This is a genomic window from Staphylococcus sp. HMSC34G04 (assembly GCF_001838765.1).
In the GTDB taxonomy this organism is placed as follows: Bacteria; Bacillota; Bacilli; order Staphylococcales; family Staphylococcaceae; genus Staphylococcus; species Staphylococcus epidermidis.
The window spans coordinates 36,473-61,698 of record NZ_KV838690.1 but is presented as its reverse complement, the minus strand read 5'-3'; the positions used below and the strand labels follow the sequence as shown (position 1 = coordinate 61,698).

The 25,226-nt window shown below is 34.1% G+C and carries 39 protein-coding genes; 36 read left to right on the top strand and 3 right to left on the bottom strand.

Annotated elements, in window-relative coordinates; genetic code table 11:
* Window positions 1-70 precede the first annotated feature (70 nt).
* On the top strand, window positions 71-979 hold the full coding sequence (locus HMPREF3241_RS01165) for an AEC family transporter (protein WP_002447322.1): 909 nt from the start codon (window positions 71-73) through the stop codon (window positions 977-979).
* 198 nt (window positions 980-1,177) lie between these two features.
* Here the strand turns inward: HMPREF3241_RS01165 and HMPREF3241_RS01160 are convergent, their stop codons facing one another.
* Together HMPREF3241_RS01160 and HMPREF3241_RS01155 are read right to left on the bottom strand one after the other, a co-directional pair.
* A complete protein-coding gene (locus HMPREF3241_RS01160) occupies window positions 1,178-1,969 on the bottom strand; it encodes a glucose 1-dehydrogenase (RefSeq protein WP_070853389.1) in 792 nt (263 codons plus the stop codon).
* Between the two features lie 27 nt (window positions 1,970-1,996).
* Window positions 1,997-2,860: a GRP family sugar transporter gene (locus HMPREF3241_RS01155; RefSeq protein WP_002447324.1), complete on the bottom strand. Its 864-nt coding sequence runs from the start codon at window positions 2,858-2,860 to the stop codon at window positions 1,997-1,999.
* A gap of 297 nt (window positions 2,861-3,157) precedes the next feature.
* Between HMPREF3241_RS01155 and HMPREF3241_RS01150 the strand changes: the two genes are divergently transcribed.
* Window positions 3,158-5,293 (top strand): DNA topoisomerase III, encoded by a 2,136-nt coding sequence (locus tag HMPREF3241_RS01150; protein WP_002447325.1) that lies wholly within the window; start codon window positions 3,158-3,160, stop codon window positions 5,291-5,293.
* 112 nt (window positions 5,294-5,405) lie between these two features.
* Window positions 5,406-6,740, top strand: a complete 1,335-nt coding sequence (locus tag HMPREF3241_RS01145) for an NCS2 family permease (protein WP_002447326.1) — start codon at window positions 5,406-5,408, stop codon at window positions 6,738-6,740.
* Window positions 6,741-6,796: 56 nt separating this feature from the next.
* Here the strand turns inward: HMPREF3241_RS01145 and HMPREF3241_RS01140 are convergent, their stop codons facing one another.
* Window positions 6,797-7,195: a hypothetical protein gene (locus tag HMPREF3241_RS01140; protein WP_070853388.1), complete on the bottom strand. Its 399-nt coding sequence runs from the start codon at window positions 7,193-7,195 to the stop codon at window positions 6,797-6,799.
* 355 nt (window positions 7,196-7,550) lie between these two features.
* Between HMPREF3241_RS01140 and rpsJ the strand changes: the two genes are divergently transcribed.
* From rpsJ to truA, 33 genes are all read left to right on the top strand, one after another.
* The gene (rpsJ, locus tag HMPREF3241_RS01135; RefSeq protein WP_001118667.1) at window positions 7,551-7,859 is read left to right on the top strand and encodes a 30S ribosomal protein S10; all 309 of its coding nucleotides are present in this window, start codon (window positions 7,551-7,553) and stop codon (window positions 7,857-7,859) included.
* A 27-nt stretch (window positions 7,860-7,886) separates the two neighbouring features.
* Window positions 7,887-8,549 (top strand): 50S ribosomal protein L3, encoded by a 663-nt coding sequence (rplC, locus tag HMPREF3241_RS01130; protein WP_002447328.1) that lies wholly within the window; start codon window positions 7,887-7,889, stop codon window positions 8,547-8,549.
* Between the two features lie 28 nt (window positions 8,550-8,577).
* The gene (rplD, locus tag HMPREF3241_RS01125; protein WP_001829775.1) at window positions 8,578-9,201 is read left to right on the top strand and encodes a 50S ribosomal protein L4; all 624 of its coding nucleotides are present in this window, start codon (window positions 8,578-8,580) and stop codon (window positions 9,199-9,201) included.
* Window positions 9,201-9,476, top strand: a complete 276-nt coding sequence (gene rplW, locus HMPREF3241_RS01120; protein ID WP_001829755.1) for a 50S ribosomal protein L23 — start codon at window positions 9,201-9,203, stop codon at window positions 9,474-9,476. Before rplD ends, rplW begins: the two co-directional genes overlap by 1 nt.
* A gap of 28 nt (window positions 9,477-9,504) precedes the next feature.
* Window positions 9,505-10,338 carry a 50S ribosomal protein L2 gene (gene rplB / locus HMPREF3241_RS01115; RefSeq protein WP_002447329.1) on the top strand — a complete coding sequence of 278 codons (834 nt, stop codon included), beginning with the start codon at window positions 9,505-9,507 and terminating at the stop codon, window positions 10,336-10,338.
* A 66-nt stretch (window positions 10,339-10,404) separates the two neighbouring features.
* Window positions 10,405-10,683, top strand: a complete 279-nt coding sequence (rpsS, locus tag HMPREF3241_RS01110; protein ID WP_070853387.1) for a 30S ribosomal protein S19 — start codon at window positions 10,405-10,407, stop codon at window positions 10,681-10,683.
* 27 nt (window positions 10,684-10,710) lie between these two features.
* The gene (gene rplV, locus HMPREF3241_RS01105; protein ID WP_001829734.1) at window positions 10,711-11,064 is read left to right on the top strand and encodes a 50S ribosomal protein L22; all 354 of its coding nucleotides are present in this window, start codon (window positions 10,711-10,713) and stop codon (window positions 11,062-11,064) included.
* Between the two features lie 23 nt (window positions 11,065-11,087).
* A complete protein-coding gene (gene rpsC, locus HMPREF3241_RS01100) occupies window positions 11,088-11,741 on the top strand; it encodes a 30S ribosomal protein S3 (protein ID WP_001829791.1) in 654 nt (217 codons plus the stop codon).
* 2 nt (window positions 11,742-11,743) lie between these two features.
* On the top strand, window positions 11,744-12,178 hold the full coding sequence (gene rplP / locus HMPREF3241_RS01095) for a 50S ribosomal protein L16 (protein ID WP_001829782.1): 435 nt from the start codon (window positions 11,744-11,746) through the stop codon (window positions 12,176-12,178).
* A complete protein-coding gene (gene rpmC / locus HMPREF3241_RS01090; RefSeq protein WP_000644737.1) occupies window positions 12,168-12,377 on the top strand; it encodes a 50S ribosomal protein L29 in 210 nt (69 codons plus the stop codon). The genes rplP and rpmC overlap by 11 nt, the downstream gene beginning before the upstream one ends.
* A 24-nt stretch (window positions 12,378-12,401) precedes the next feature.
* Window positions 12,402-12,665: a 30S ribosomal protein S17 gene (rpsQ, locus tag HMPREF3241_RS01085; RefSeq protein ID WP_002432741.1), complete on the top strand. Its 264-nt coding sequence runs from the start codon at window positions 12,402-12,404 to the stop codon at window positions 12,663-12,665.
* Between the two features lie 30 nt (window positions 12,666-12,695).
* Window positions 12,696-13,064: a 50S ribosomal protein L14 gene (gene rplN / locus HMPREF3241_RS01080; protein WP_001829742.1), complete on the top strand. Its 369-nt coding sequence runs from the start codon at window positions 12,696-12,698 to the stop codon at window positions 13,062-13,064.
* A 41-nt stretch (window positions 13,065-13,105) separates the two neighbouring features.
* The gene (gene rplX, locus HMPREF3241_RS01075; protein ID WP_002447331.1) at window positions 13,106-13,423 is read left to right on the top strand and encodes a 50S ribosomal protein L24; all 318 of its coding nucleotides are present in this window, start codon (window positions 13,106-13,108) and stop codon (window positions 13,421-13,423) included.
* Between the two features lie 25 nt (window positions 13,424-13,448).
* Window positions 13,449-13,988, top strand: coding sequence for a 50S ribosomal protein L5 (gene rplE, locus HMPREF3241_RS01070; protein ID WP_002490200.1), 540 nt, complete (start codon window positions 13,449-13,451; stop codon window positions 13,986-13,988).
* A gap of 22 nt (window positions 13,989-14,010) precedes the next feature.
* Window positions 14,011-14,196: a type Z 30S ribosomal protein S14 gene (locus HMPREF3241_RS01065; protein WP_001829713.1), complete on the top strand. Its 186-nt coding sequence runs from the start codon at window positions 14,011-14,013 to the stop codon at window positions 14,194-14,196.
* 30 nt (window positions 14,197-14,226) lie between these two features.
* The gene (gene rpsH / locus HMPREF3241_RS01060; RefSeq protein WP_001829768.1) at window positions 14,227-14,625 is read left to right on the top strand and encodes a 30S ribosomal protein S8; all 399 of its coding nucleotides are present in this window, start codon (window positions 14,227-14,229) and stop codon (window positions 14,623-14,625) included.
* A gap of 24 nt (window positions 14,626-14,649) precedes the next feature.
* On the top strand, window positions 14,650-15,186 hold the full coding sequence (gene rplF, locus HMPREF3241_RS01055) for a 50S ribosomal protein L6 (protein WP_001829740.1): 537 nt from the start codon (window positions 14,650-14,652) through the stop codon (window positions 15,184-15,186).
* A 31-nt stretch (window positions 15,187-15,217) separates the two neighbouring features.
* Entirely contained in the window at window positions 15,218-15,580 is a 363-nt protein-coding gene (gene rplR, locus HMPREF3241_RS01050; protein ID WP_001829747.1) for a 50S ribosomal protein L18, read from the top strand.
* A 20-nt stretch (window positions 15,581-15,600) separates the two neighbouring features.
* Window positions 15,601-16,101 carry a 30S ribosomal protein S5 gene (rpsE, locus tag HMPREF3241_RS01045; RefSeq protein ID WP_001829701.1) on the top strand — a complete coding sequence of 167 codons (501 nt, stop codon included), beginning with the start codon at window positions 15,601-15,603 and terminating at the stop codon, window positions 16,099-16,101.
* A 16-nt stretch (window positions 16,102-16,117) separates the two neighbouring features.
* The gene (gene rpmD, locus HMPREF3241_RS01040) at window positions 16,118-16,297 is read left to right on the top strand and encodes a 50S ribosomal protein L30 (RefSeq protein ID WP_002432330.1); all 180 of its coding nucleotides are present in this window, start codon (window positions 16,118-16,120) and stop codon (window positions 16,295-16,297) included.
* Window positions 16,298-16,313: 16 nt separating this feature from the next.
* Entirely contained in the window at window positions 16,314-16,754 is a 441-nt protein-coding gene (gene rplO, locus HMPREF3241_RS01035) for a 50S ribosomal protein L15 (RefSeq protein ID WP_001829796.1), read from the top strand.
* On the top strand, window positions 16,754-18,046 hold the full coding sequence (gene secY / locus HMPREF3241_RS01030; RefSeq protein WP_002447333.1) for a preprotein translocase subunit SecY: 1,293 nt from the start codon (window positions 16,754-16,756) through the stop codon (window positions 18,044-18,046). The genes rplO and secY overlap by 1 nt, the downstream gene beginning before the upstream one ends.
* 17 nt (window positions 18,047-18,063) lie before the next feature.
* The gene (locus tag HMPREF3241_RS01025) at window positions 18,064-18,711 is read left to right on the top strand and encodes an adenylate kinase (protein ID WP_002447334.1); all 648 of its coding nucleotides are present in this window, start codon (window positions 18,064-18,066) and stop codon (window positions 18,709-18,711) included.
* 188 nt (window positions 18,712-18,899) lie between these two features.
* Window positions 18,900-19,118: a translation initiation factor IF-1 gene (infA, locus tag HMPREF3241_RS01020; RefSeq protein ID WP_001829792.1), complete on the top strand. Its 219-nt coding sequence runs from the start codon at window positions 18,900-18,902 to the stop codon at window positions 19,116-19,118.
* A 31-nt stretch (window positions 19,119-19,149) separates the two neighbouring features.
* Window positions 19,150-19,263, top strand: coding sequence for a 50S ribosomal protein L36 (rpmJ, locus tag HMPREF3241_RS01015; protein ID WP_001829709.1), 114 nt, complete (start codon window positions 19,150-19,152; stop codon window positions 19,261-19,263).
* A 22-nt stretch (window positions 19,264-19,285) separates the two neighbouring features.
* Window positions 19,286-19,651: a 30S ribosomal protein S13 gene (gene rpsM, locus HMPREF3241_RS01010; RefSeq protein WP_001829703.1), complete on the top strand. Its 366-nt coding sequence runs from the start codon at window positions 19,286-19,288 to the stop codon at window positions 19,649-19,651.
* Window positions 19,652-19,673: 22 nt separating this feature from the next.
* On the top strand, window positions 19,674-20,063 hold the full coding sequence (gene rpsK / locus HMPREF3241_RS01005; protein WP_001829725.1) for a 30S ribosomal protein S11: 390 nt from the start codon (window positions 19,674-19,676) through the stop codon (window positions 20,061-20,063).
* Window positions 20,064-20,139: 76 nt separating this feature from the next.
* A complete protein-coding gene (locus HMPREF3241_RS01000; RefSeq protein ID WP_001829787.1) occupies window positions 20,140-21,084 on the top strand; it encodes a DNA-directed RNA polymerase subunit alpha in 945 nt (314 codons plus the stop codon).
* 16 nt (window positions 21,085-21,100) lie between these two features.
* Entirely contained in the window at window positions 21,101-21,469 is a 369-nt protein-coding gene (rplQ, locus tag HMPREF3241_RS00995; protein WP_002447335.1) for a 50S ribosomal protein L17, read from the top strand.
* A 330-nt stretch (window positions 21,470-21,799) separates the two neighbouring features.
* A complete protein-coding gene (locus HMPREF3241_RS00990) occupies window positions 21,800-22,609 on the top strand; it encodes an energy-coupling factor transporter ATPase (protein ID WP_070853386.1) in 810 nt (269 codons plus the stop codon).
* Window positions 22,606-23,466: an energy-coupling factor transporter ATPase gene (locus tag HMPREF3241_RS00985; protein WP_002447337.1), complete on the top strand. Its 861-nt coding sequence runs from the start codon at window positions 22,606-22,608 to the stop codon at window positions 23,464-23,466. Before HMPREF3241_RS00990 ends, HMPREF3241_RS00985 begins: the two co-directional genes overlap by 4 nt.
* Window positions 23,456-24,262, top strand: coding sequence for an energy-coupling factor transporter transmembrane component T family protein (locus HMPREF3241_RS00980; protein WP_002474898.1), 807 nt, complete (start codon window positions 23,456-23,458; stop codon window positions 24,260-24,262). Before HMPREF3241_RS00985 ends, HMPREF3241_RS00980 begins: the two co-directional genes overlap by 11 nt.
* A gap of 3 nt (window positions 24,263-24,265) precedes the next feature.
* Window positions 24,266-25,069, top strand: a complete 804-nt coding sequence (truA, locus tag HMPREF3241_RS00975) for a tRNA pseudouridine(38-40) synthase TruA (protein ID WP_002474910.1) — start codon at window positions 24,266-24,268, stop codon at window positions 25,067-25,069.
* Window positions 25,070-25,226 lie beyond the last annotated feature (157 nt).

Sequence of the window (25,226 nt, the reverse complement as noted above, 5' to 3'; positions counted from 1 at the left end):
CGATACTTCTAAATAAGAGGGACACGATATCAAAGTACTCATTTGTATAAACTAGAAAGAAGGAATCAATGTGACTGAACAATTTGTCATAATTATATTATTAATAGCACTTGGTTATTTTCTTAAACGTATGAATTACTTGAAAGCAACTGATAGTCAAGTACTTTCAACTTTAGTGTTAAATGTTACATTACCTTCACTCGTTATAGTTAACTTAAATAGTGCGAAATTAGATGTATCTTTTTCAATATTGCCTATAATGATGATTATTTACGGTATAGTAGCTAAAATTATTGTAATTTGGTTCTTTAGAAAATATGATAACCATATGCGTGGTTCTGTTGGTATGATGACTGGATCCATGAATATTGGTTTATTTGCATATCCGTTGGTTGAGGCGATATGGCCATCTAAAGGTATGATATATTTCGGAATGGTTGATATTGGTGGGGCCATTATCATGTTTGGTATTACTTATTTTGTAGGAAGTTATTATAGCGAAGGTAGTGACCAATTTAACTTCAAATTTTTAGGGAAAAAATTAGTTCAATCAGTCCCATTAGTAACCTATATGATTATGTTTGGATTGAATATGTCTCATATTCATATATGGCAACCAGCTATTGATTTCTTTAGTGTATTATCAAAGGCGAATATGCCTTTATCCATGATATTATTAGGTGTAATGCTTAATTTTAGTATTGAGAGAGAATACCTCCCTGTAACAATAAAATATCTTTGTTTACATTACGGGTTAGGTGTGTTAGCTGGAACACTAGTTCACTTTTTATTACCTGTATCTGATGATATGATTAAAACAACCTTGCTTATAACGTGGTTATTACCAGTAGGAGTAGCAATCATACCATATTCGATTCAATTCAAATATAAGACATTACCATTTGTTGGAATGGTAACTAATTTAACCATTATTATTAGCATTATCATTTTGTATATTTATCAAGCTGCATTTGTATAAAAATTGATTGCACAATTAATATGCTCATTTATATATAACTAAAAAAAGCTATGAAGAAATATATCATTGTAGATATCTTCATAGCTTTTTTATTATAGTTTGTAACTTATATTCAGCCGATGACTGATGCTTTTTAAGACTACTATTCACTATCAAATGATGACACTTTATTTCTAGTTAAAATTGAAAAAATGCAACTTAGCCTTTACCACCCATAAATGCTGGATAGTTCATCATGCCACCATCAACGTACAATGTTGTACCGTGTATATAACTTGCAAGATCTGAAGATAGGAATAGTACTGCATTAGCTATATCTTGAGCATTTCCAATTTTACGTGCGGGTATCATTTTTATTGTTTCTTCACGCGTCGTTGGGTCAGAAAATTTTTCTTCAGTGTGTTCAGTAAAAATTGCCCCTGGGGATATATTATTAATACGAATACCATACTGAGCATATTCCATTGACATTGTTTCCATCATTAATTTTAAGCCACCTTTACTTGCGGCATAGTGTACATAATTAGGCCATGGAATAGTGTCATGAACACTTGAAATGTTAATAATAGTACCTTTTTTGTTTTCCTTTAAAAATTGATTGATGGCTTCTCTTGAACCTACAAAGGCGCCAGTTAAGTTTATGTCAATCACTTTTTGCCAGTCATCAATCGACATTTCATGAGTTGGGATTGAATTTTCGAATCCAGCATTATTAATTATAATGTCTAAAGTTCCAAAGTGATTAATTGTTGTTTCGATCATTCGTTTAATATCTTCTTCAATTGAAACATCACCTTGAACCACCAATGTTTGACCACCAAATTTAGCAACAGTTTGTTTAATTTCCTCAATTTCATCATGATGTCGATCAGAACGGTAATTTATAACAACCTTGGCCTTAGCTTTACCAAAGTTTTCAGCAATAGATTTGCCAATTCCAGTGGCAGCTCCGGTAACAAGAACCACTTTATTTTCTAATTCTTCAAACATTATGTTACCTCCCTAAAGTTTAAAATTCTATTTTAAGTTGCCTAAAATGATTGAAGCTATAACTATAACAATAATACCTGACCAAATACCAATCATTTGGCGACGATCTTTTTTCTCCCCTAGAATAAAGATACCCCCTAAAGTTGAAACAATAACTAGGAGTTGTGATAATGAGAAACTAGTTGCAACACCAACTTTAGGTTGTGAATAAAACATAAATAAGTTACCGATACCCCAGATAACACCTGGTATAAGATTTAAAGCAGTAGATTTAATTGAAGTATTATGGTTCATTGAAAGAACTAATCCTCCAATTGCCATACCAATTGATTGGAAGAAGAGAGCATCTGTACCGCTTACTCCAAAAATATCTCCAAGAACTACATAACCTACGTAACCGATTGTTGATAGAAGTAATATTCCCATTGCTTTTTTAAATTCCGGGTTATCGGATTTGCCTTCACTTTTGGCTTTAAGTGATGTTAAAGAAATACCTACAACCAATAAAATCATTGCTATAAGTCCCAGCACTACTTGAACAATCGTGCTCCATTCACCTAAGAAAATAGCGCTAAATAGAGTGGTACCGACAAGTTGCATACCCGTTGAAATAGGCATCGTTTTAGATACACCTATTAAATGCACTGATTTTAATTGATTTCCTTGACCAAAAGCCCATAGAGCTCCTGATACTAAACCGACAATAATTACTGTTAGATTATCAAACGCTGCGTGTCCAGTAGCTAGTAGAGAAAATCCGATAAAAAGTGTCCCTAAAGTTGTACCTCGAATCTGATTATATGGTCCACCACCTACAAAAACATTTATAATGACTACACTACCCCAAAACAGGGCTGGTAAAAGTGCTATCAAAAAATCTACAATTTGCACTTATTACTCACTCTCCTAAGAACAAAATTAAGTGTCCCAATTACACTCGAAGTCATTCTATAGTAATTAAAAAAAGAAGTAAAAAACAACACCTTGAAAGTGCTGAAATTTTTAGTAAGGAAAATATTCATAATAAGAGATAATGAGTTTTTGAATAATATGATTGAACAAGATATGTACATATATATAACTATCTTAATTAATTTTATATATAGTAATATACAAAAAAAGATACATGTTACAATGTATGTAATTCTATAACATGATGTACTTTATAAATGTGAAAGGAAAATTAAAATGAAATCTTTAATCTTAGCTGAAAAACCATCGGTTGGAAGAGATATCGCTAATGCTTTGAATCTTCAACAAAAAAGTAATGGTTATATAGAAGGGAAACAGTATATTGTGACTTGGGCATTGGGGCATCTTGTGACAAATGCAACGCCTGAACAATATAACCCTTCATATAAAGAATGGAATTTAGAAGATTTACCTATCATTCCTAAGAAAATGAAAACAGTAGTGATTAGTAAAACAAATAGACAATTTAAAGTTGTAAAATCTTTAATTTTAGATAAAAATGTTAAAGAAATTATTATAGCAACAGATGCTGGACGAGAAGGTGAACTTGTAGCTCGTCTTATTTTAGATAAAGTAGGTAATAAAAAACCAATCAAGCGTTTGTGGATTAGTTCAGTTACAAAAAAAGCCATACAAGAAGGATTTAAACAGTTGAAAAATGGCAACGCGTATCAAAATTTATATAAAGCAGCACTTGCACGAAGTGAAGCAGATTGGATAGTAGGGATTAATGCAACACGTGCACTAACGACAAAATATGATGCGCAATTATCATTAGGTCGCGTACAAACTCCAACAATACAGTTAGTTAAATCAAGACAAGATGAGATTAACTATTTTAAATCTGAAAAATATTACACGTTATCCATTAATGTTGATGGTTACGATTTAAATCTTAACCAACAAAAGCGATATAAAGATAAAAAAGAATTAGAATTGATTGAACATGAAATTAAACATCAAGAAGGAAAAATATTAGAAGTTAAAGGAAAAAATAAGAAATCTTACGCGCAACCTTTATTTAATTTAACAGATTTACAACAAGAGGCATATAAACGTTACAAGATGGGGCCAAAGGAGACACTAAATACATTACAACATTTATATGAGAGACATAAGTTAGTAACCTATCCCCGTACAGATTCTAATTATTTAACACATGATATGGTCGATACAATTCAAGAACGGTTAAGAGCAATTCTAGCTACAGATTATAAATCTCATGTTCGAGATTTAATATCTGAGACCTTTTCTTCTAAAATGCATATTTTTAATAATCAAAAAGTTTCAGATCATCATGCGATTATTCCTACGGAAGTTAGACCTTCAATTGAACAATTGAGTCAACGAGAGTTTAAAATTTATATGCTAATAGCAGAAAGATTTTTAGAAAATTTAATGAATCCTTATTTATATGAAGTTTTAACAATCCATGCACAACTGAAAGGTTACCATTTTGTTTTAAAAGAGAAAATACCTAAACAATTAGGATATAAAGCGTTAAAAGATAACCCCTCTTCGAATACTTTAACGCATTCTTTTAAAGAAGGTCAGTTATTTAATGTACATCGTATTGATATTCATGAACATGAAACAAAGGCACCGGAATATTTTAATGAAGGTTCATTACTTAAAGCCATGGAGAATCCACAAAATCACATTGATTTGAATGATAAAAAGTATGCAAAAACACTTAAACATACGGGGGGGATTGGAACTGTAGCAACTAGGGCTGATATTATAGAAAAGTTATTTAACATGAATGCTTTAGAGTCGCGAGATGGCAAAATTAAAGTTACATCAAAAGGAAAACAAATTTTAGAATTGTCTCCAAGTGAATTAACCTCACCTATACTAACAGCCCAATGGGAAGAAAAATTAATGCTTATCGAAAAGGGGAAATATAATTCTCAGAAATTCATACAAGAAATGAAAAACTTTACATTTAAAGTGGTAAATAAAATTAAAAGCAGTGAGCAAAAATATAAACATGATAATTTAACAACAACTGAGTGTCCAACATGTGGTAAGTTTATGATTAAAGTCAAAACTAAAAATGGACAGATGCTTGTATGTCAAGATCCAAAATGTAAAACTAAGAAAAATATTCAACGAAAGACCAATGCACGTTGCCCTAATTGTAAGAAAAAAATGACCTTATTCGGTAAAGGAAAAGAAGCTGTTTATAGATGTGTATGTGGCCATACAGAAACTCAATCACAAATGGACAAAAGAATGAGAGAAAAAACGAATGGTAAAGTGTCACGTAAGGAAATGAAAAAATATATAAATAAAAAAGAGGAAATCGACAATAATCCATTTAAAGATGCTCTGAAAAATCTCAAATTGTAGATAAATATCGAACTTCTTTGTGACTTCAGACTAAAAAGTTCGTTTTTGGTATTGTTTTTTAAGAAATTTGATATTAAACTATTAAAGTATTTCAAATAAAGGAGCATTCATTGTGAAAAAGTACTTCCAGTTTGATAAGCATGGGACAAGTTATAAAAATGAAATTTTAGGTGGAATTACGACCTTCCTATCAATGGCATATATTCTAGCTGTAAACCCGCAAATTTTAAGTTTAGCTGGTGTAAAAGGTGCAACAAGTGATATGAAGATGGACCAAGGAGCAATCTTTGTAGCGACAGCTTTAGCAGCGTTTGTTGGATCATTATTTATGGGATTAATTGCTAAATATCCAATAGCTTTAGCACCTGGTATGGGGTTAAATGCATTTTTTGCTTTTACAGTAGTATTAACTATGGGAATTCCTTGGCAAGTGGGATTAACAGGTGTTCTATTTTCTGGTATATTCTTTGCATTACTTACTGTTACTGGTTTAAGAGAAGTTATTATCAATGCTATCCCTCATCAAATGAAGCTAGCTGTTTCGGCAGGGATTGGTTTATTTATCACATTTGTGGGGTTACAAAGTTCAGGGATAATAATTAAAAGTGATTCAACTTTAGTAAAACTAGGACATTTGACTGAGGCACCAGTACTTTTAGCTATTTTCGGAATTATTGTTACGGTCATTTTATATGCTATGAAGGTTCCTGGTTCAATTTTTGTAGGTATGATTGTAACTGCCGTAGCGGGTATGCTAACTGGTCAAATCCATCCACCATCAGGAATAATTGGAGAAGTGCCAAGTATCAAGCCAACCTTTGGTGCGGCATTTGAATCATTTAAAGATCCTGGTCAACTGTTTACAATTCAATTCCTAATTGTTATTTTAACGTTCTTATTCATTGATTTCTTTGATACAGCTGGTACGTTAGTAGCTGTTGCCACGCAAGCAGGATTGATGAAAGATAACAAATTACCGAGAGCTGGAAGAGCGTTATTCTCTGACTCTTTAGCGACTATTGTAGGGTCTGTGTTTGGTACAACTACCACAACATCATATATTGAGTCTACTTCTGGTGTAGCTGTAGGTGCTAGAACAGGATTTGCAAGTATAGTTACGGGTGTTTGTTTCTTATTAGCATTATTCTTCAGTCCGTTAATTGAAGTTGTAACAAGTGCAGTAACTACACCTGCTTTAGTCGTAGTAGGTGTACTGATGGCGGCTAATTTTGCTGATATAAATTGGAAGCAATTTGAAGTTGCGGTACCAGCTTTTATTACAATCATTATGATGCCATTGTCTTATTCTATTGCCACTGGTATTGCATGTGGATTTATTTTTTATCCAATAACAATGATTATTACTAAAAAGTATAAAGAAGTTCATCCTATTATGTACTTTTTAATGGCTTTGTTCATATTATATTTTATATTCGTTCATAAATAATAAAAAGGAGTTGAAACGTTGAAGTTTCAGCTCCTTTTTGTATATTAGTATGAATTTTAATCATTATCTTCTTTAATCCGTTCTGTATATTGAGTATAAACGACCCTCGCATTTTTATTAGGGATATAAGTGGGTGCAACCAAGACAATAAATACAAAGAAAATCATTAAGAAGAATAAAATCCAATGAATTACCATACCTATCACTGGTAAGAACGCTATGAAAGACCCTATTAAGCCTAAGAATGGAATGACAAACATAGGTTTAATTGAGTTCTGTGAATCCACTAGTAAAATAATGATGAGTACAAGATATAGAAGAGCGTTAAACAACAATGGTTGCCATCCAAAACTTAGAATTACACTGCCTCCTAGAAATGGAATACCATAGAAAAATTCACAAACAATAAGAAAGACTCCTATGATTGCCAAAGACATTTTCACTCCATTTTTCATATTATCACTCCCATTCAACTACTATTATATATAATAATTGAGAATAATAATATTGATTTGATTTAGAATGTTTAGTGAAAGAAAATAAAAAGTAAAAAAAATTCTCTAAAATGGTTGAACAACATCATCATTTAAAGTACAATTATCAAGTATGTGTTAGACAGTTATATATAAGATTACTGAAAAACCTTGAATTATCAATGTTTTTCATGTATTATATCTAATGTTGGACTTTATGAAAAGCGATGAAGCGAAAGGTTACTGACACACCCGGCCGCTTTGCCATGGCGTTGTGTGAGATAGTTTTCGTGGAGAAGTCTATCACTTAAATGTAGACGAATAAGGAGGGAAAATTATGGCAAAACAAAAAATCAGAATCAGATTAAAAGCTTATGATCATCGTGTGATTGATCAATCAGCAGAAAAAATTGTTGAAACTGCAAAACGTTCTGGTGCAGATGTTTCTGGACCGATTCCGTTACCAACAGAAAAATCAGTTTATACAATTATTCGTGCTGTGCATAAGTACAAAGATTCTCGTGAACAATTCGAACAACGTACTCATAAACGTTTAATCGACATTGTTAACCCAACACCTAAAACGGTAGATGCTCTAATGGGCTTAAACTTACCATCAGGTGTAGACATCGAAATTAAATTATAATAGAACAATATAGGAGGTGGACTTTCGATGACCAAAGGAATCTTAGGAAGAAAAATTGGGATGACACAAGTTTTCGGTGAAAATGGTGAATTAATCCCTGTAACAGTTGTAGAAGCTAGTCAAAACGTTGTATTACAAAAGAAAACTGAAGAAGTTGATGGTTATAATGCTATCCAAGTAGGTTTTGAAGATAAACAAGCATATAAGAAAGGTTCTAAATCTAATAAATATGCTAATAAACCAGCTGAAGGTCATGCTAAAAAAGCTGACACAGCACCTAAGCGCTTCATTCGTGAATTCCGTAACGTTAACGTTGACGAATACGAAGTAGGTCAAGAAGTCTCAGTTGATACATTCGAAACTGGTGACATCATTGATGTTACAGGCGTTTCAAAAGGTAAAGGTTTCCAAGGTGCTATTAAACGTCATGGACAAGGTCGTGGACCAATGGCTCACGGTTCTCATTTCCATAGAGCACCAGGTTCAGTAGGTATGGCGTCAGACGCTTCAAAAGTGTTTAAAGGACAAAAAATGCCAGGACGCATGGGTGGAAACACTGTTACTGTTCAAAACTTAGAAGTCGTTCAAATTGACACTGAAAATAGTGTGATTTTAGTAAAAGGTAATGTACCTGGACCTAAAAAAGGTTTAGTAGAAATCACAACTTCAATTAAAAAAGGTAATAAATAATTAAGAAGCGAAAGGAGGAAATTGCATAATGGCTAATTATGATGTTTTAAAAGTAGACGGATCAAAATCAGGTTCAGTTGAATTAAACGATGCAGTATTTGCTATCGAACCTAATAATAGCGTTCTATTTGAAGCTATCAACTTACAACGTGCGTCATTACGCCAAGGTACTCACGCTGTTAAGAATCGTTCAGCAGTACGTGGTGGTGGACGTAAACCATGGAGACAAAAAGGTACAGGTCGTGCACGTCAAGGTACAATCCGTGCGCCTCAATGGCGTGGTGGTGGTGTAGTATTCGGACCAACACCAAGAAGCTATGCATATAAAATGCCAAAGAAAATGCGTCGTTTAGCATTACGTTCTGCATTATCTTTTAAAGTTCAAGAAAATAGCTTTACAATTGTAGATACTTTTGGTTTTGAAGCACCAAAAACAAAAGAATTCAAAAATGTATTAACTACACTTGAACAACCTAAGAAAGTATTAGTTGTAACAGAAAACGAAGATGTAAATGTTGAATTATCAGCACGTAACATCCCTGGTGTTCAAGTTACAACTGCTCAAGGATTAAATGTACTTGATCTAACAAGCGCTGACAGTGTAATCATTACAGAAGCAGCTGCGAAAAAAGTTGAGGAGGTGCTCGCATAATGGAAGCAAGAGATGTTCTTAAGCGCCCCGTAATCACTGAAAAATCTTCTGAAGCTATGGCAGAAGATAAATACACTTTCGATGTTGATACTCGTGCAAATAAAACACAAGTTAAAATTGCTGTTGAAGAAATCTTCGACGTTAAAGTTGACAGTGTAAATATTATCAACTATAAACCTAAGAAAAAACGTATGGGCCGTTACCAAGGCTATACAAACAAAAGAAGAAAAGCGATTGTTAAACTAAAAGAGGGTTCAATCGATTTATTTAACTAAAAAATTACCAATAAGGAGGTAAGCGACAATGGCTCTTAAAAAATATAAGCCAATTACGAATGGTCGTCGTAATATGACTACTTTAGATTTCGCTGAAATCACAAAAACAACACCCGAAAAGTCATTATTACAACCGCTACCGAAAAGAGCGGGACGCAATAACCAAGGTAAATTGACTGTTCGCCATCATGGTGGTGGGCACAAACGTCAATACCGTGTTATCGATTTTAAACGTAACAAAGATGGAATCACTGCTAAAGTTGATTCAATTCAATATGATCCAAACCGTTCAGCAAACATTGCATTATTAGTTTATGCTGATGGTGAAAAACGATATATCATCGCACCGAAAGGATTACAAGTAGGTCAAACTGTCGAAAGTGGTGCTGAGGCAGATATCAAAGTTGGTAATGCCTTACCATTACAAAATATTCCAGTTGGGACAGTAATTCATAACATCGAGCTAAAACCTGGTAAAGGTGGACAACTTGCTCGTTCTGCTGGTGCTAGCTCTCAAGTATTAGGTAAAGAAGGTAAATATGTATTAATCAGATTAAGATCTGGTGAAGTACGTATGATTTTATCTACATGTCGTGCAACAATTGGTCAAGTGGGTAATTTACAACATGAATTAGTAAATGTTGGTAAAGCAGGACGTTCTAGATGGAAAGGCGTTCGCCCAACTGTACGTGGTTCTGTAATGAACCCTAATGATCACCCACACGGTGGTGGTGAAGGTCGTGCTCCAATCGGTAGACCATCTCCAATGTCACCATGGGGTAAACCTACGCTTGGTAAGAAAACTCGTCGTGGTAAAAAATCTTCTGACAAACTTATCGTTCGTGGACGTAAGAAAAAATAATATTAAAAACTTATTTGGGTGTGCGGCGTAAAGCTGCACGCACACAATAAGAAGGGAGGCGCCCAAATGGCTCGTAGTATTAAAAAAGGACCTTTCGTCGATGATCACTTAATGAAAAAAGTAGAAGCTCAAGACGGAAGTGAAAAGAAACAAGTGATTAAAACATGGTCTCGTCGTTCTACAATTTTCCCAAATTTCATTGGTCGTACTTTTGCAGTATACGATGGACGTAAACATGTACCTGTATATGTCACTGAAGATATGGTAGGTCACAAATTAGGTGAATTTGCTCCTACACGTACTTTTAAAGGACATGCAGCAGACGACAAGAAAACAAGAAGATAATTTTAATAAGTAGAGGAGGAAATCCTGATGGAAGCAAAAGCGGTTGCTAGAACAATAAGAATCGCACCTCGTAAAGTAAGACTTGTTCTTGATTTAATCAGAGGTAAAAATGCTGGAGAAGCTATTGCTATTTTAAAATTAACTAATAAAGCTTCATCACCAGTAATTGAAAAAGTATTAATGTCCGCTTTAGCAAATGCTGAGCACAACTATGATATGAATACAGATGAATTAGTTGTAAAAGAAGCATATGCTAATGAAGGACCAACTTTAAAACGTTTCCGCCCACGTGCACAAGGACGTGCAAGTGCAATTAATAAACGTACAAGCCACATTACAATCGTCGTAAGTGACGGTAAAGAAGAAGCTAAAGAAGCTTAATAACTTTCTAAGGAGGGAATACTGTGGGTCAAAAAATTAATCCAATCGGACTTCGTGTCGGTGTTATCCGTGATTGGGAAGCAAAATGGTATGCTGAAAAAGACTTTGCTTCACTTTTACATGAAGACTTAAAAATCCGTAAATTTATTGATAATGAATTAAAAGAAGCGTCAGTTTCTCACGTAGATATTGAACGTGCAGCAAATCGCATCAATATTGCAATCCATACTGGTAAGCCAGGAATGGTTATTGGTAAAGGCGGTTCAGAAATTGAAAAACTTCGTAACAAATTAAATACCTTAACTGATAAAAAAGTACACATTAACGTAATTGAAATTAAGAAAATTGATATTGATGCACGTTTAGTTGCAGAAAATATTGCACGTCAATTAGAAAATCGTGCTTCATTCCGTCGTGTACAAAAGCAAGCTATTACAAGAGCTATGAAAAATGGTGCTAAAGGTATCAAAACTCAAGTATCAGGTCGTTTAGGCGGAGCTGACATCGCTCGTGCTGAACAATACTCAGAAGGAACTGTTCCACTTCATACATTACGTGCTGACATTGATTATGCACACGCTGAAGCCGATACAACATATGGTAAATTAGGCGTTAAAGTATGGATATACCGTGGAGAAGTTCTTCCTACTAAGAACACTAGTGAAGGAGGAAAATAATAATGTTACTACCAAAACGTGTAAAATATCGTCGTCAGCATCGTCCAAAAACAACTGGTCGTTCTAAAGGCGGTAACTACGTAACATTTGGTGAGTATGGATTACAAGCTACAACTACGTCTTGGATCACATCTCGTCAAATCGAATCAGCTCGTATTGCAATGACACGTTACATGAAACGTGGCGGGAAAGTTTGGATTAAAATCTTCCCTCATACACCATATACTAAAAAACCTTTAGAAGTACGTATGGGTGCTGGTAAAGGTGCGGTTGAAGGCTGGATAGCAGTTGTTAAACCTGGTAGAATTTTATTCGAAGTAGCTGGTGTACCTGAAGAAGTTGCTCGTGAAGCATTACGTTTAGCAAGTCACAAACTTCCAGTAAAATCTAAGTTTGTAAAACGTGAAGAATTGGGTGGTGAAACAAATGAAAGCTAAGGAAATTAGAGACTTAACCACTTCAGAAATCGAAGAACAAATCAAATCTTCAAAAGAAGAGCTTTTTAACCTACGCTTTCAGTTAGCTACAGGTCAATTAGAGGAAACGGCACGTATTCGCACAGTAAGAAAAACGATTGCACGTCTAAAAACTGTTGCTCGTGAAAGAGAAATTGAACAAAGCAAGGCTAATCAATAATAATTGAAAGAGGAGGTTACAAAAGTGAGCGAAAGAAACGATCGTAAAGTTTATGTAGGTAGAGTTGTTTCAGATAAAATGGACAAAACAATCACTGTTTTAGTGGAAACTTACAAAACACACAAATTATACGGCAAACGAGTAAAATACTCTAAAAAATATAAAACTCATGATGAAAACAATTCAGCTAAATTAGGAGACATTGTTAAAATTCAAGAAACTCGTCCTTTATCAGCAACAAAACGTTTTCGTTTAGTAGAAATTGTTGAAGAGTCAGTAATTATTTAATCAAGATTAGAGATAAGGGAGGTTTAACGAATGATCCAACAAGAAACACGTTTAAAAGTAGCAGACAACTCTGGTGCTCGTGAAGTTCTTACAATTAAAGTATTAGGTGGATCTGGTCGCAAAACAGCGAACATTGGTGATATCATTGTATGTACTGTTAAAAATGCAACACCAGGTGGCGTTGTCAAAAAAGGTGACGTTGTAAAAGCTGTTGTAGTTCGTACAAAATCAGGTGTTCGTCGTGAAGACGGTTCATATATTAAATTTGACGAAAATGCATGTGTTATCATCCGTGATGACAAAGGCCCACGTGGTACTCGTATCTTTGGTCCTGTTGCTCGTGAATTACGTGAAGGAAACTTCATGAAAATTGTATCACTAGCTCCAGAAGTACTATAATACCAATCAAATAAATTAACATAATTTAAGGAGGTGCCTACATGCATATCAAAAAAGGTGACAACGTAAAAGTTATCGCAGGTAAAGACAAAGGTAAAGAAGGTAAAGTAGTAGCTACTGAACCTAAAAAAGACCGTGTCGTTGTGGAAGGTGTTAACGTTATAAAAAAACACCAAAAACCAACTCAATTAAACCCTGAAGGTGGAATTCTAGAAACAGAGGCAGCAATCCATGTTTCTAACGTACAATTATTAGATCCTAAAACAAATGAACCTACACGTGTAGGATATAAAACAGTTGATGGTAAAAAAGTTCGTATCGCTAAAAAATCAGGCGAAGAAATTAAAGCTAATAATTAATAACTAGTTGAAAGGAGGATCCACTTTGAACCGTTTAAAAGAAAGATTTAATACAGAAGTTACTGAAAACTTAGTGAAAAAATTCAATTATAGTTCAGTAATGGAAGTACCAAAAATTGAAAAAATAGTTGTAAATATGGGTGTAGGTGACGCAGTTCAAAATTCTAAAGTATTAGACAATGCTGTTGAAGAGTTAGAATTGATCACTGGTCAAAAACCATTAGTAACAAAAGCTAAAAAATCAGTTGCAACATTCCGTTTACGTGAAGGTATGCCAATCGGTGCGAAAGTCACTCTTCGCGGAGAAAGAATGTATGAATTCTTAGACAAACTCATTGCAGTTTCATTACCACGTGTACGTGACTTCCAAGGTGTTTCTAAAACAGCTTTTGATGGTCGTGGAAATTACACACTTGGTGTTAAAGAACAATTAATTTTCCCAGAAATTGACTACGATAAAGTAACAAAAGTTAGAGGAATGGATATTGTTATCGTAACAACTGCTAACACTGACGAGGAAGCTCGTGAATTGTTAACAAACTTCGGTATGCCATTTCGTAAATAATCTCTAAAAGGAGGCTAATAAAGTGGCTAAAACTTCAATGGTTGCTAAGCAACAAAAAAAACAAAAATTCGCTGTACGTGAATATACTCGTTGTGAACGCTGTGGTCGTCCACATTCAGTGTATCGTAAATTTAAACTATGCCGTATTTGTTTCCGTGAATTAGCTTACAAAGGTCAGATTCCTGGCGTACGTAAAGCTAGCTGGTAATAATAAGAGTCTGAAAGGAGGCAACAATCAATGACAATGACAGATCCAATCGCAGATATGCTTACTCGTGTAAGAAACGCTAATATGGTTCGCCACGAGAAATTAGAATTACCTGCGTCTAATATTAAAAAAGAAATTGCTGAAATCTTAAAGAGTGAAGGTTTCATTAAAAATGTTGAATATGTAGAAGACGATAAACAAGGTGTTATTCGTTTGTTCTTGAAATATGGTCAAAACAATGAACGTGTTATCACAGGTTTAAAACGTATTTCTAAACCAGGTTTACGTGTTTACGCTAAAGCAAATGAAGTGCCAAAAGTATTAAATGGCTTAGGTATTGCATTAGTTTCAACTTCTGAAGGTGTAATCACTGATAAAGAAGCAAGAAAACGTAATGTTGGTGGAGAAATTATCGCATACGTTTGGTAATAAATAATAAGGAGGTGCCATAACATGAGTCGTGTTGGTAAGAAAATTATTGACATTCCTAGTGACGTAACAGTAACTTTTGACGGAAGTCATGTGACTGTAAAAGGTCCAAAAGGTGAATTAGAAAGAACTTTAAATGAAAGAATGACATTTAAACAAGAAGAAAACACTGTTGAAGTTGTAAGACCATCTGATTCTAAAGAAGATAGAACAGATCATGGTACAACTCGTGCTTTATTAAATAATATGGTACTAGGTGTTTCTCAAGGTTACGAAAAAACACTTGAGCTTGTTGGTGTAGGTTACCGTGCACAAATGCAAGGTAAAGATTTAGTACTTAATGTTGGATACTCTCACCCAGTTGAAATTAAAGCAGAAGAAGGCATTACTTTCGCTGTTGAGAAAAATACAACTGTTAAAGTATCTGGTGTTTCTAAAGAACAAGTTGGTGCGATTGCTTCTAACATACGTTCTGTAAGACCTCCAGAACCTTATAAAGGTAAAGGTATTCGCTACCAAGGTGAATATGTACGCCGTAAAGAAGGTAAAACTGGTAAATAATAGATAACACTCTAAAGAAAGGAGTATTGAAATGATCAGTAAAATTGATAAAAACAAAGTACGTTTGAAAAGACATGCTCGTGTTCGTACTAAATTATCAGGTACAGCTGAAAAGCCACGTTTAAATGTGTATCGTTCAAACAAACACATCTATGCACAAATTATTGATGACGTTAAAGGCGTAACACTTGCTCAAGCATCATCACAAGATAAAGATATTGCAAACACATCAGCTTCAAAAGTTGACTTAGCAACTACTGTAGGTCAAGAAATTGCTAAAAAAGCTAACGATAAAGGTATTAAAGAAATCGTGTTCGATCGCGGAGGATATTTATACCACGGACGTGTTAAAGCTTTAGCTGATGCTGCAAGAGAAAATGGATTAGAATTTTAATTTAAAGGAGGGACACATTCATGGCTCGTAGAGAAGAAGAAACTAAAGAATTTGAAGAACGCGTTGTTACGATTAACCGTGTTGCTAAAGTTGTAAAAGGTGGTCGTCGTTTCCGTTTCACTGCATTAGTGGTTGTTGGAGATAAAAATGGTCGTGTAGGTTTCGGTACTGGTAAAGCGCAAGAGGTACCAGAAGCTATCAAAAAAGCTGTTGAAGCAGCTAAAAAAGATTTAGTAGTTGTTCCACGTGTAGAAGGTACGACTCCTCATACTATCACTGGTCAATATGGCTCAGGTAGCGTATTTATGAAACCAGCAGCACCTGGTACAGGAGTTATCGCTGGTGGGCCAGTTCGTGCTGTATTAGAGTTAGCAGGAATTACTGATATCTTAAGTAAATCTTTAGGATCAAATACTCCTATTAATATGGTTCGTGCGACTATCAACGGTTTACAAAACTTAAAAAATGCAGAAGATGTTGCTAAATTACGTGGCAAATCTGTAGAAGAATTATACAATTAAGGAGGGAAAATAAGTTATGGCTAAATTACAAATTACCCTCACTCGTAGTGTTATTGGTCGTCCTGAAACACAACGTAAAACTGTTGAAGCTTTAGGTCTTAAAAAGACTAATAGTTCAGTAGTTGTTGAAGATAACCCTGCAATTCGTGGGCAAATCAACAAAGTTAAGCATTTATTAACAATTGAAGAAAAATAATTAAGGAGGTGCCGAAATGAAATTACATGAGTTAAAAGCAGCTGAAGGATCACGTCGTGTACGTAACCGTGTAGGTCGTGGTGCTGCAACTGGTAACGGTAAAACAAGTGGCCGTGGTCAAAAAGGTCAAAAAGCACGTTCAGGTGGTAAAGTAAGACCAGGATTTGAAGGTGGACAATTACCTTTATTCCGTCGTTTGCCTAAACGTGGTTTCACTAACATTAACCGTAAAGAATATGCTATTGTTAACTTAGACCAACTCAATAAATTTGAAGATGGTACTGAAGTTACTCCAGCTTTATTAGTAGAATCTGGTGTTGTTAAGAATGAAAAATCTGGTATCAAAGTACTAGGTAACGGTTCACTAGACAAGAAATTAACAGTGAAAGCTCATAAATTCTCAGCTTCAGCAGCAGAAGCTATTGATGCAAAAGGTGGAGCACACGAGGTGATCTAATGTTTCAAACGTTTGTACGTTTCTTTACAACTAAAGAAGTACGAAACAAGATTTTCTTCACTCTAGCAATGTTAGTTATTTTTAAAATAGGAACGTATATTCCTGCTCCAGGAGTTAATCCTGAAGCCTTCAATCATCCACAGGGATCTCAAGGTGCCACTGAGTTATTAAATACTTTTGGTGGCGGTGCCTTGAAACGTTTCTCAATATTTGCGATGGGAATCATGCCTTATATCACTGCGTCCATCGTCATGCAATTACTGCAAATGGATATTGTTCCTAAATTTACAGAGTGGGCAAAACAAGGTGAAATGGGTAGAAGAAAAATTAATAACGTAACTCGTTATTTTGCTATAATTTTAGCTTTTATCCAATCTATAGGTATGGCTTTCCAATTTAATAACTATCTCAAAGGACAACTTATTATAGAACAGTCCGTTATGAGTTATTTATTAATTGCAGTTGTATTAACAGCGGGAACAGCTTTCTTAATTTGGCTTGGTGACCAAATCACACAGTTTGGTGTTGGTAACGGTATTTCTCTTATCATCTTTGCAGGTATATTATCAACTTTACCTTCAAGTCTAGAACAATTTGCACAATCAGTGTTTGTTGGTCAAGACGATACTTCACTCGCTTGGCTGAAAATACTAGGATTGATAGTAGCGTTGATTTTACTAACAGTAGGCGCAATATTTGTTCTTGAAGCTAAACGTAAAATACCTATTCAATATGCAAAGAAACAATCTGCTCAACGATTAGGTTCACAAGCAACTTATCTACCTTTGAAAGTTAACTCTGCCGGTGTTATTCCAGTAATCTTTGCGATGGCATTTTTCTTGTTACCAAGAACATTGACTTTATTCTTCCCGAAAGCAGAATGGGCACAGAATATTGCTGATACTGCCAACCCGTCAAGTAATATTGGAATGATTATTTATGTGGTTTTAATTATTGCATTTGCATATTTTTATGCTTTTGTACAAGTTAATCCAGAGAAAATGGCAGATAACCTTAAAAAACAAGGTAGTTATGTCCCAGGAATTAGACCTGGTGAACAAACAAAAAAATATATTACTAGAGTACTTTATAGATTGACTTTTGTTGGTTCAATTTTCTTAGCGGCTATAGCTATTTTACCTATAATTGCGACTAAATTTATGGGCTTACCACAATCAATTCAAATTGGTGGTACGAGTCTTTTGATTGTAATTGGTGTAGCTATTGAAACTATGAAAACTTTAGAAGCACAAGTCACTCAAAAAGAATATAAAGGCTTTGGTGGTAGATAATTTGTAGGAGGGCATTTATGAATATCATTTTAATGGGCTTACCTGGTGCAGGTAAAGGGACTCAGGCGAGTGAAATTGTTAAGAAATTCCCAATACCACATATTTCTACTGGTGACATGTTCAGAAAAGCGATTAAAGATGAAACAGATTTAGGAAAAGAAGCTAAATCATATATGGATCGTGGAGAATTAGTTCCTGATGAAGTTACTGTAGGTATCGTTAAAGAAAGAATTTCTGAAGACGATGCAAAAAAAGGATTCTTGTTAGATGGATTCCCAAGAACTATAGATCAAGCTGAGTCATTAAGTCAAATTATGTCTGAGCTTGATAGAGAAATTGATGCTGTCATTAATATCGAAGTTCCTGAGGAAGAATTAATGAATCGTCTTACAGGTCGTCGTATCTGTGAGAAATGTGGTACAACATATCATCTTGTATTTAATCCTCCAAAGGTTGATGGTATATGTGATATCGATGGTGGAAAGTTATATCAACGCGAAGATGACAACCCAGAAACAGTATCTAATCGTTTGAGCGTTAATGTTAAACAATCTAAGCCTATTTTAGAATATTACAACAACAAAGGCGTCTTGAAAAACATTGATGGTTCAAAAGATATTGACGAAGTAACCAAAGATGTCATTGATATTTTAGATCATTTATAATAGATCAACACTATACGATCTATGTTTCAGTGAGTATTAGAGTTAAATTTAATAGAATGAGTGACAAATAACGATATTTAATTCCCGTATTTTTGTTGAACTTATATTAAACCATCACGAATAGATTCGTATCGTTAAGTTGTCTATTGACGATTACCTTACTATTGCAAAAAGGGGGAAGTTAATCAATGGCTAAACAAGATGTAATTGAATTAGAAGGTACAGTACTAGATACTTTACCAAACGCAATGTTTAAAGTAGAATTAGAAAATGGTCATGAGATTTTAGCTCACGTAAGTGGTAAAATCAGAATGAATTACATTCGTATTCTACCTGGCGACAAAGTAACTGTTGAGATGTCTCCGTATGATTTATCGCGCGGTAGAATTACTTATCGTTATAAATAATCGTCACTCCATAATATAGGGAGGTATAAAAATGAAAGTAAGACCATCAGTAAAACCAATATGCGAAAAATGCAAAGTCATTAAACGTAAAGGTAAAGTAATGGTAATTTGTGATAATCCAAAACACAAACAAAGACAAGGTTAATAAAAGAGAGGTGTAAATTAATATGGCACGTATTGCAGGAGTGGATATTCCACGTGAAAAACGCATTGTTATCTCATTAACATACGTATATGGTATTGGTACTTCAACTGCTAATAAAATTGTAGAAGAAGCTAACGTATCAGCAGATACTCGCGTTAAAGATTTAACTGACGATGAATTAGGTCGTATCCGTGAAGTTGTAGATGGTTACAAAGTAGAAGGTGACTTACGCCGTGAACAAAACTTAAACATTAAACGTTTAATGGAAATTTCATCATACCGTGGAATTCGTCATCGTCGTGGCTTACCAGTTCGTGGACAAAAAACTAAAAACAATGCTCGTACACGTAAAGGTCCAGTTAAAACAGTAGCTAATAAGAAAAAATAATAGGTAAAGGAGGCAAAATTTAATGGCACGTAAACAAGTATCTCGTAAACGTAGAGTGAAAAAGAATATTGAAAATGGTGTAGCTCACATCCGTTCAACATTCAATAATACTATCGTAACTATCACTGATGAATTCGGTAATGCATTATCTTGGTCATCAGCTGGTGCATTAGGATTCAAAGGATCAAAAAAATCAACTCCATTTGCAGCTCAAATGGCTTCAGAAACTGCTTCTAAAACAGCTATGGAACATGGCTTGAAAACAGTAGAAGTAACAGTAAAAGGACCTGGTCCAGGCCGTGAATCTGCTATCCGTGCACTACAATCTGCAGGTTTAGAAGTAACTGCAATCAGAGACGTTACTCCAGTACCACACAACGGTTGTCGTCCACCAAAACGTCGTCGCGTATAATTTTTAAATGTATTGTTACAAGTCACTGAGCAAACAGTTTAAATCTAGTCGACGTATTTAAGGAGGATATTTGTAAATGATAGAAATTGAAAAACCTAGAATTGAGACAATTGAAGTTAGTGAAGATGCTAAATTCGGTAAATTCGTTGTTGAACCACTTGAACGTGGCTATGGTACTACACTAGGAAACTCCTTACGTCGTATCCTACTATCTTCATTACCAGGTGCAGCCGTTAAGTACATCGAGATTGAAGGAGTTTTACACGAATTTTCAGCAGTAGATAATGTAGTAGAAGATGTTTCAACAATCATTATGAACATTAAAAAACTTGCATTGAAAATTTACTCTGAAGAAGATAAAACTTTAGAAATTGATGTAAAAGATGAAGGCGAAGTAACTGCAAGTGACATTACTCACGACAGTGATGTTGAGATTTTAAATCCAGAACTTAAAATCGCAACAGTGTCTAAAGGTGGACATCTTAAAGTGCGTCTTGTTGCTAATAAGGGTAGAGGTTACGCATTAGCTGAACAAAATAATACTAGTGATTTACCAATTGGTGTAATTCCTGTTGATTCACTATATTCACCTGTTGAACGTGTAAACTATACAGTTGAAAATACACGTGTAGGTCAAAGTAGTGATTTTGATAAATTAACTTTAGATGTTTGGACAAATGGTTCAATCACACCACAAGAGTCAGTATCATTAGCAGCTAAAATAATGACTGAACACTTGAATATCTTTGTAAGTCTAACTGATGAGGCTCAAAACGCTGAAATCATGATTGAAAAAGAAGAAGATCAAAAAGAAAAAGTACTTGAAATGTCTATTGAAGAATTAGACTTATCCGTACGTTCTTATAACTGCTTAAAACGCGCAGGAATCAATTCTGTACAAGAGTTAGCTGATAAATCTGAAGCTGACATGATGAAAGTGCGTAATTTAGGTCGTAAATCTCTAGAAGAAGTAAAATATAAATTAGAAGATTTAGGATTAGGATTAAGAAAAGAAGATTGATAAAGGAGGTTAACTCATGGGTTACAGAAAATTAGGTCGTACTTCTGATCAACGTAAAGCAATGTTACGTGACTTAGCAACTTCATTAATCGTTAGTGAACGCATCGAGACAACTGAAGCTCGTGCTAAAGAAGTTCGTAGTTTAGTAGAGAAATTGATCACACTTGGTAAAAAAGGTGATTTAGCATCTCGTCGTAATGCTGCTAAAACTTTACGTAATGTTGAAATTTTAAATGAAGATGACTCTACACAAACTGCTCTTCAAAAATTATTTGGTGAAATCGCTGAACGTTATAGTGAACGTCAAGGTGGTTACACTCGTATTCTTAAAGTAGGCCCTCGTCGTGGTGACGGCGCTGAATCAGTAATTATTGAATTAGTTTAATCTAGTTTTAAGACACAAGTTATAACTTAGTTGTCTAACCTTAATAAATACACACTTACTACTTATATATAAAGCAAATGAGTGCAACGATAATGTTTGCCACATACAAATATTGTCTAGCTCAGAGTACCCCATCCAACTAAATAATTATTTAAGCGTGAACTCAACATTTGATGGGGTGCGCGCTTTTTTATTTAAGCTATAGTTAATAACACTATAGCTTTTTTTATAATTCATATTACAAATGATTAAATTATACATATCTGATATACAGTCAATTTGAATTATTGTAGAATGTTTAGTGATATAAAAATATTAGGAGTGATTAATGTGAATGAGTCAAATCCTATCATTGAATTTAAAGATGTATCATTTCAATATCAAAGTGACGCTGCTTTCACATTAAATCGCGTTTCATTTTCAATACCAGCTGGACAATGGACTTCAATTGTAGGTCACAATGGCTCAGGAAAATCTACTATTGCTAAACTTATGGTAGGTATAGAAGAACCAAGTGAAGGACAAATTCTATTCCAAAATCTACCAATAGACTCTCAGAATAAGCGAGAAGTGAGGAAACATATCGGAATTGTTTTTCAAAATCCTGATAATCAATTTGTAGGTTCTATAGTTAAATTTGATGTTGCTTTTGGTCTTGAAAACCAACTTGTTCCTTATAAAGTAATGGTATCTAAAGTTAATCAAGTATTAACCGAAGTCGATATGATAAATAAAGCAGATGATGAACCCCATTCACTTTCAGGAGGACAGAAACAACGTGTTGCCATTGCTGGGGTACTTGCACTTAATCCTGATGTGCTGATTTTAGATGAAACGACAACGATGCTAGATCCTCACGGAAAGTCATCTTTACTTAACCTTGTAAATGAAGTTAAAGTGAATAATAATGTTACAATTATTTCAATCACTCATGATTTAGATGAAGCAATGCATGCTGATCAAATCATTGTATTGAATAAAGGAACTGTTTTTAAACAAGGAACACCTCAAGATATTTTTAAGTACGAAGAGGCACTAATATCAGTTGGATTGGACTTACCATTTCCTTTGAAAATGAATCGACTTTTAGGTTTTGATTCAACTTATGTAACTTATGAAGGGTTGATTAAAAAATTATGAGTATACAATTTAATCAAGTGAGTTATATTTATCAACAAGGCACACCTTATGAATTTGAAGCTATTAAAGACATTTCACTAACTCTTGAACAGGGCAAGTATTATGCAATTATTGGTCAAACTGGAAGTGGGAAATCCACCCTGATTCAACATTTGAATGCTTTATTAAAGCCCACTACAGGTTCAGTCAACATTAATGGTTTAGAAGTTACAAGTAAAACTAAAGACAAGCACTTACGTTACATAAGAAAAGAAGTAGGTGTAGTATTTCAATTTCCAGAATCCCAATTATTTGAAGATAGTGTTGAAAAAGAAATTGAGTTTGGACCTAAAAATTTTAATATGAACCTAAAAAATGTTAAAGATAAAGCTTTTCAACTTCTTCTTGAATTAGGCTTTTCAAGAAATGTGATGTCATCCTCTCCATTTCAAATGTCGGGAGGACAAATGAGAAAAATAGCCATTGTTTCCATTTTGGCTATGGATCCACAAGTAATTATTTTAGATGAACCGACTGCTGGGTTAGACCCGAATAGTAAACACCAGGTCATGTCTTTAATAAAGAAAATACAAATAGAAGAAAATAAAACGATTATTCTTGTCTCACATGATATGGATGATGTAGCACGTTATTCAGATGAAGTTGTAGTAATGAATAAAGGGACGATAGTAGAAAAATCAAATCCTAGAAATTTATTTAATCAGAAGTCACGTTTATTAAAATGGCATATTGATTTACCTAAAGTGGTGAAATTACAGAAAGATATCGAAAAAAAGTATAATATCTTATTTCCACAACTTGCTTTGAATGAAGAAGAGTTTGTGAAGTTGTATAAGGAGTGGCATCATGAAAAATAAATTAATCATTGGACGATATCTTCCCCTACAATCAATTGTTCATCAGCTTGATCCAAGGGCTAAGTTAATATTTGTCTTCTTTTTTATTATTTTAATTTTCTTTTGTCATTCATTAGGTACATATGCATGGTTGTTTCTTTTTTTAATCCTATTTATCAAGTTAGCACGCATTCCTTTTTGGTTTTTAATTAAAGGATTAACACCTATCTTTTTCTTCTTGATTTTCACTTTTTCTATGCATGTATTATTTACTAATGGAGGTATCATATTATTTCAATGGAAATTTATCACTATTGAATCAAATGGTGTTATGGAAGGGATTTATATATCATTAAGATTAATTTTTATAGTTATGATTGCAACAATCATGACACTTTCGACTAGTCCGATTGATTTAACAGATGCTTTTGAAAAATTATTTGCACCTCTAAAAGTGATTAAAGTACCAGTACATCAGTTGAGTATGATGATGTCAATTGCTCTAAGGTTTATACCAACGTTAATGGACGAATTAGAAAAAATTATACTTGCTCAAAAATCTAGAGGATCAGAAATAAGTTCAGGAGGTTTAATAACACGAATTAGAGCTTTTATACCTATCATGATTCCATTATTTATTTCTGCCTTTCAAAGAGCAGAAGAACTAGCTATAGCAATGGAAGTCAGAGGTTATGATATTAACATCAAACGAACAAGCTATAGGTTATTGCATTGGCAATATAAAGACACAATAACAGTCTTACTTTTAATACCTATCGCTACTATATTATTTATTTTAAAATTTTCAGGAGTGTAAATATTGCGTATATTAGTTGAAATCGCTTATCAAGGTAACCAATTTTTAGGTTTTCAAATTCAGCAACAAGGACGAACTGTTCAACAACAATTTGAAAAGATCCTCAAACGAATGCATAAACATCATGTACGAATTCATCCTTCAAGCCGAACAGACAGGGGTGTGCATGCGTATCAGCAATTCTTTCATTTCGATACCGAATTGAAAATTGATAACAAACAATGGCAATATGCGATGAATCGAGCTTTACCAGATGATATTTACGTTAAAAATGTACGAAATGTCGACGAGTATTTTCATTGTCGATATGACTGCGTAGGCAAACGCTATCGTTACAAAGTTTATCAAGGTAATCATCGAAATCCTTTTAAGAGTGGTACCGAAACGTTTGTTTATGAAACATTAGACTATGATAAAATGAACAAAGCTGCTCAAGAATTTATAGGTACACATGATTTTACCGGTTTTTGTTCACAGAAAACAGAAGTTGAAAGCAAAGTAAGAACACTCTATCAGAGTGAAATTGTTGCTACTAAAGAGGGATTTGATTACGTCGTAACAGGTTCTGGATTTCTTTATAATATGGTCCGTGTATTGGTAGCTTTCTTAATTGAAGTAGGAAAAGGAAAGCGTGAACCTAATGACGTCCCTAAGCTCTTAGAGGACAGAAATAGAAATAATGTGCCTCTTACAGCTCCACCTGACGGATTATATTTAGAAAAGATTTATTTAAGCCCAGAAGAATTGATACAAGAATATGGGAAAGATATAAAAATACACTACAAAAAATCGTTGGAAAAACACTAATTGTCATTGACAAAAGTACTGTGAAATTATATGATTATTAACGGTATTGTTTTATATCACCCCACGATAAGCCCCGGAAACTTATTGTGTTACAAGATATATAAGCAAAGCAGAACAACAGTTAATGAAATAAATGAAATCTTACGCTTTTAAATCG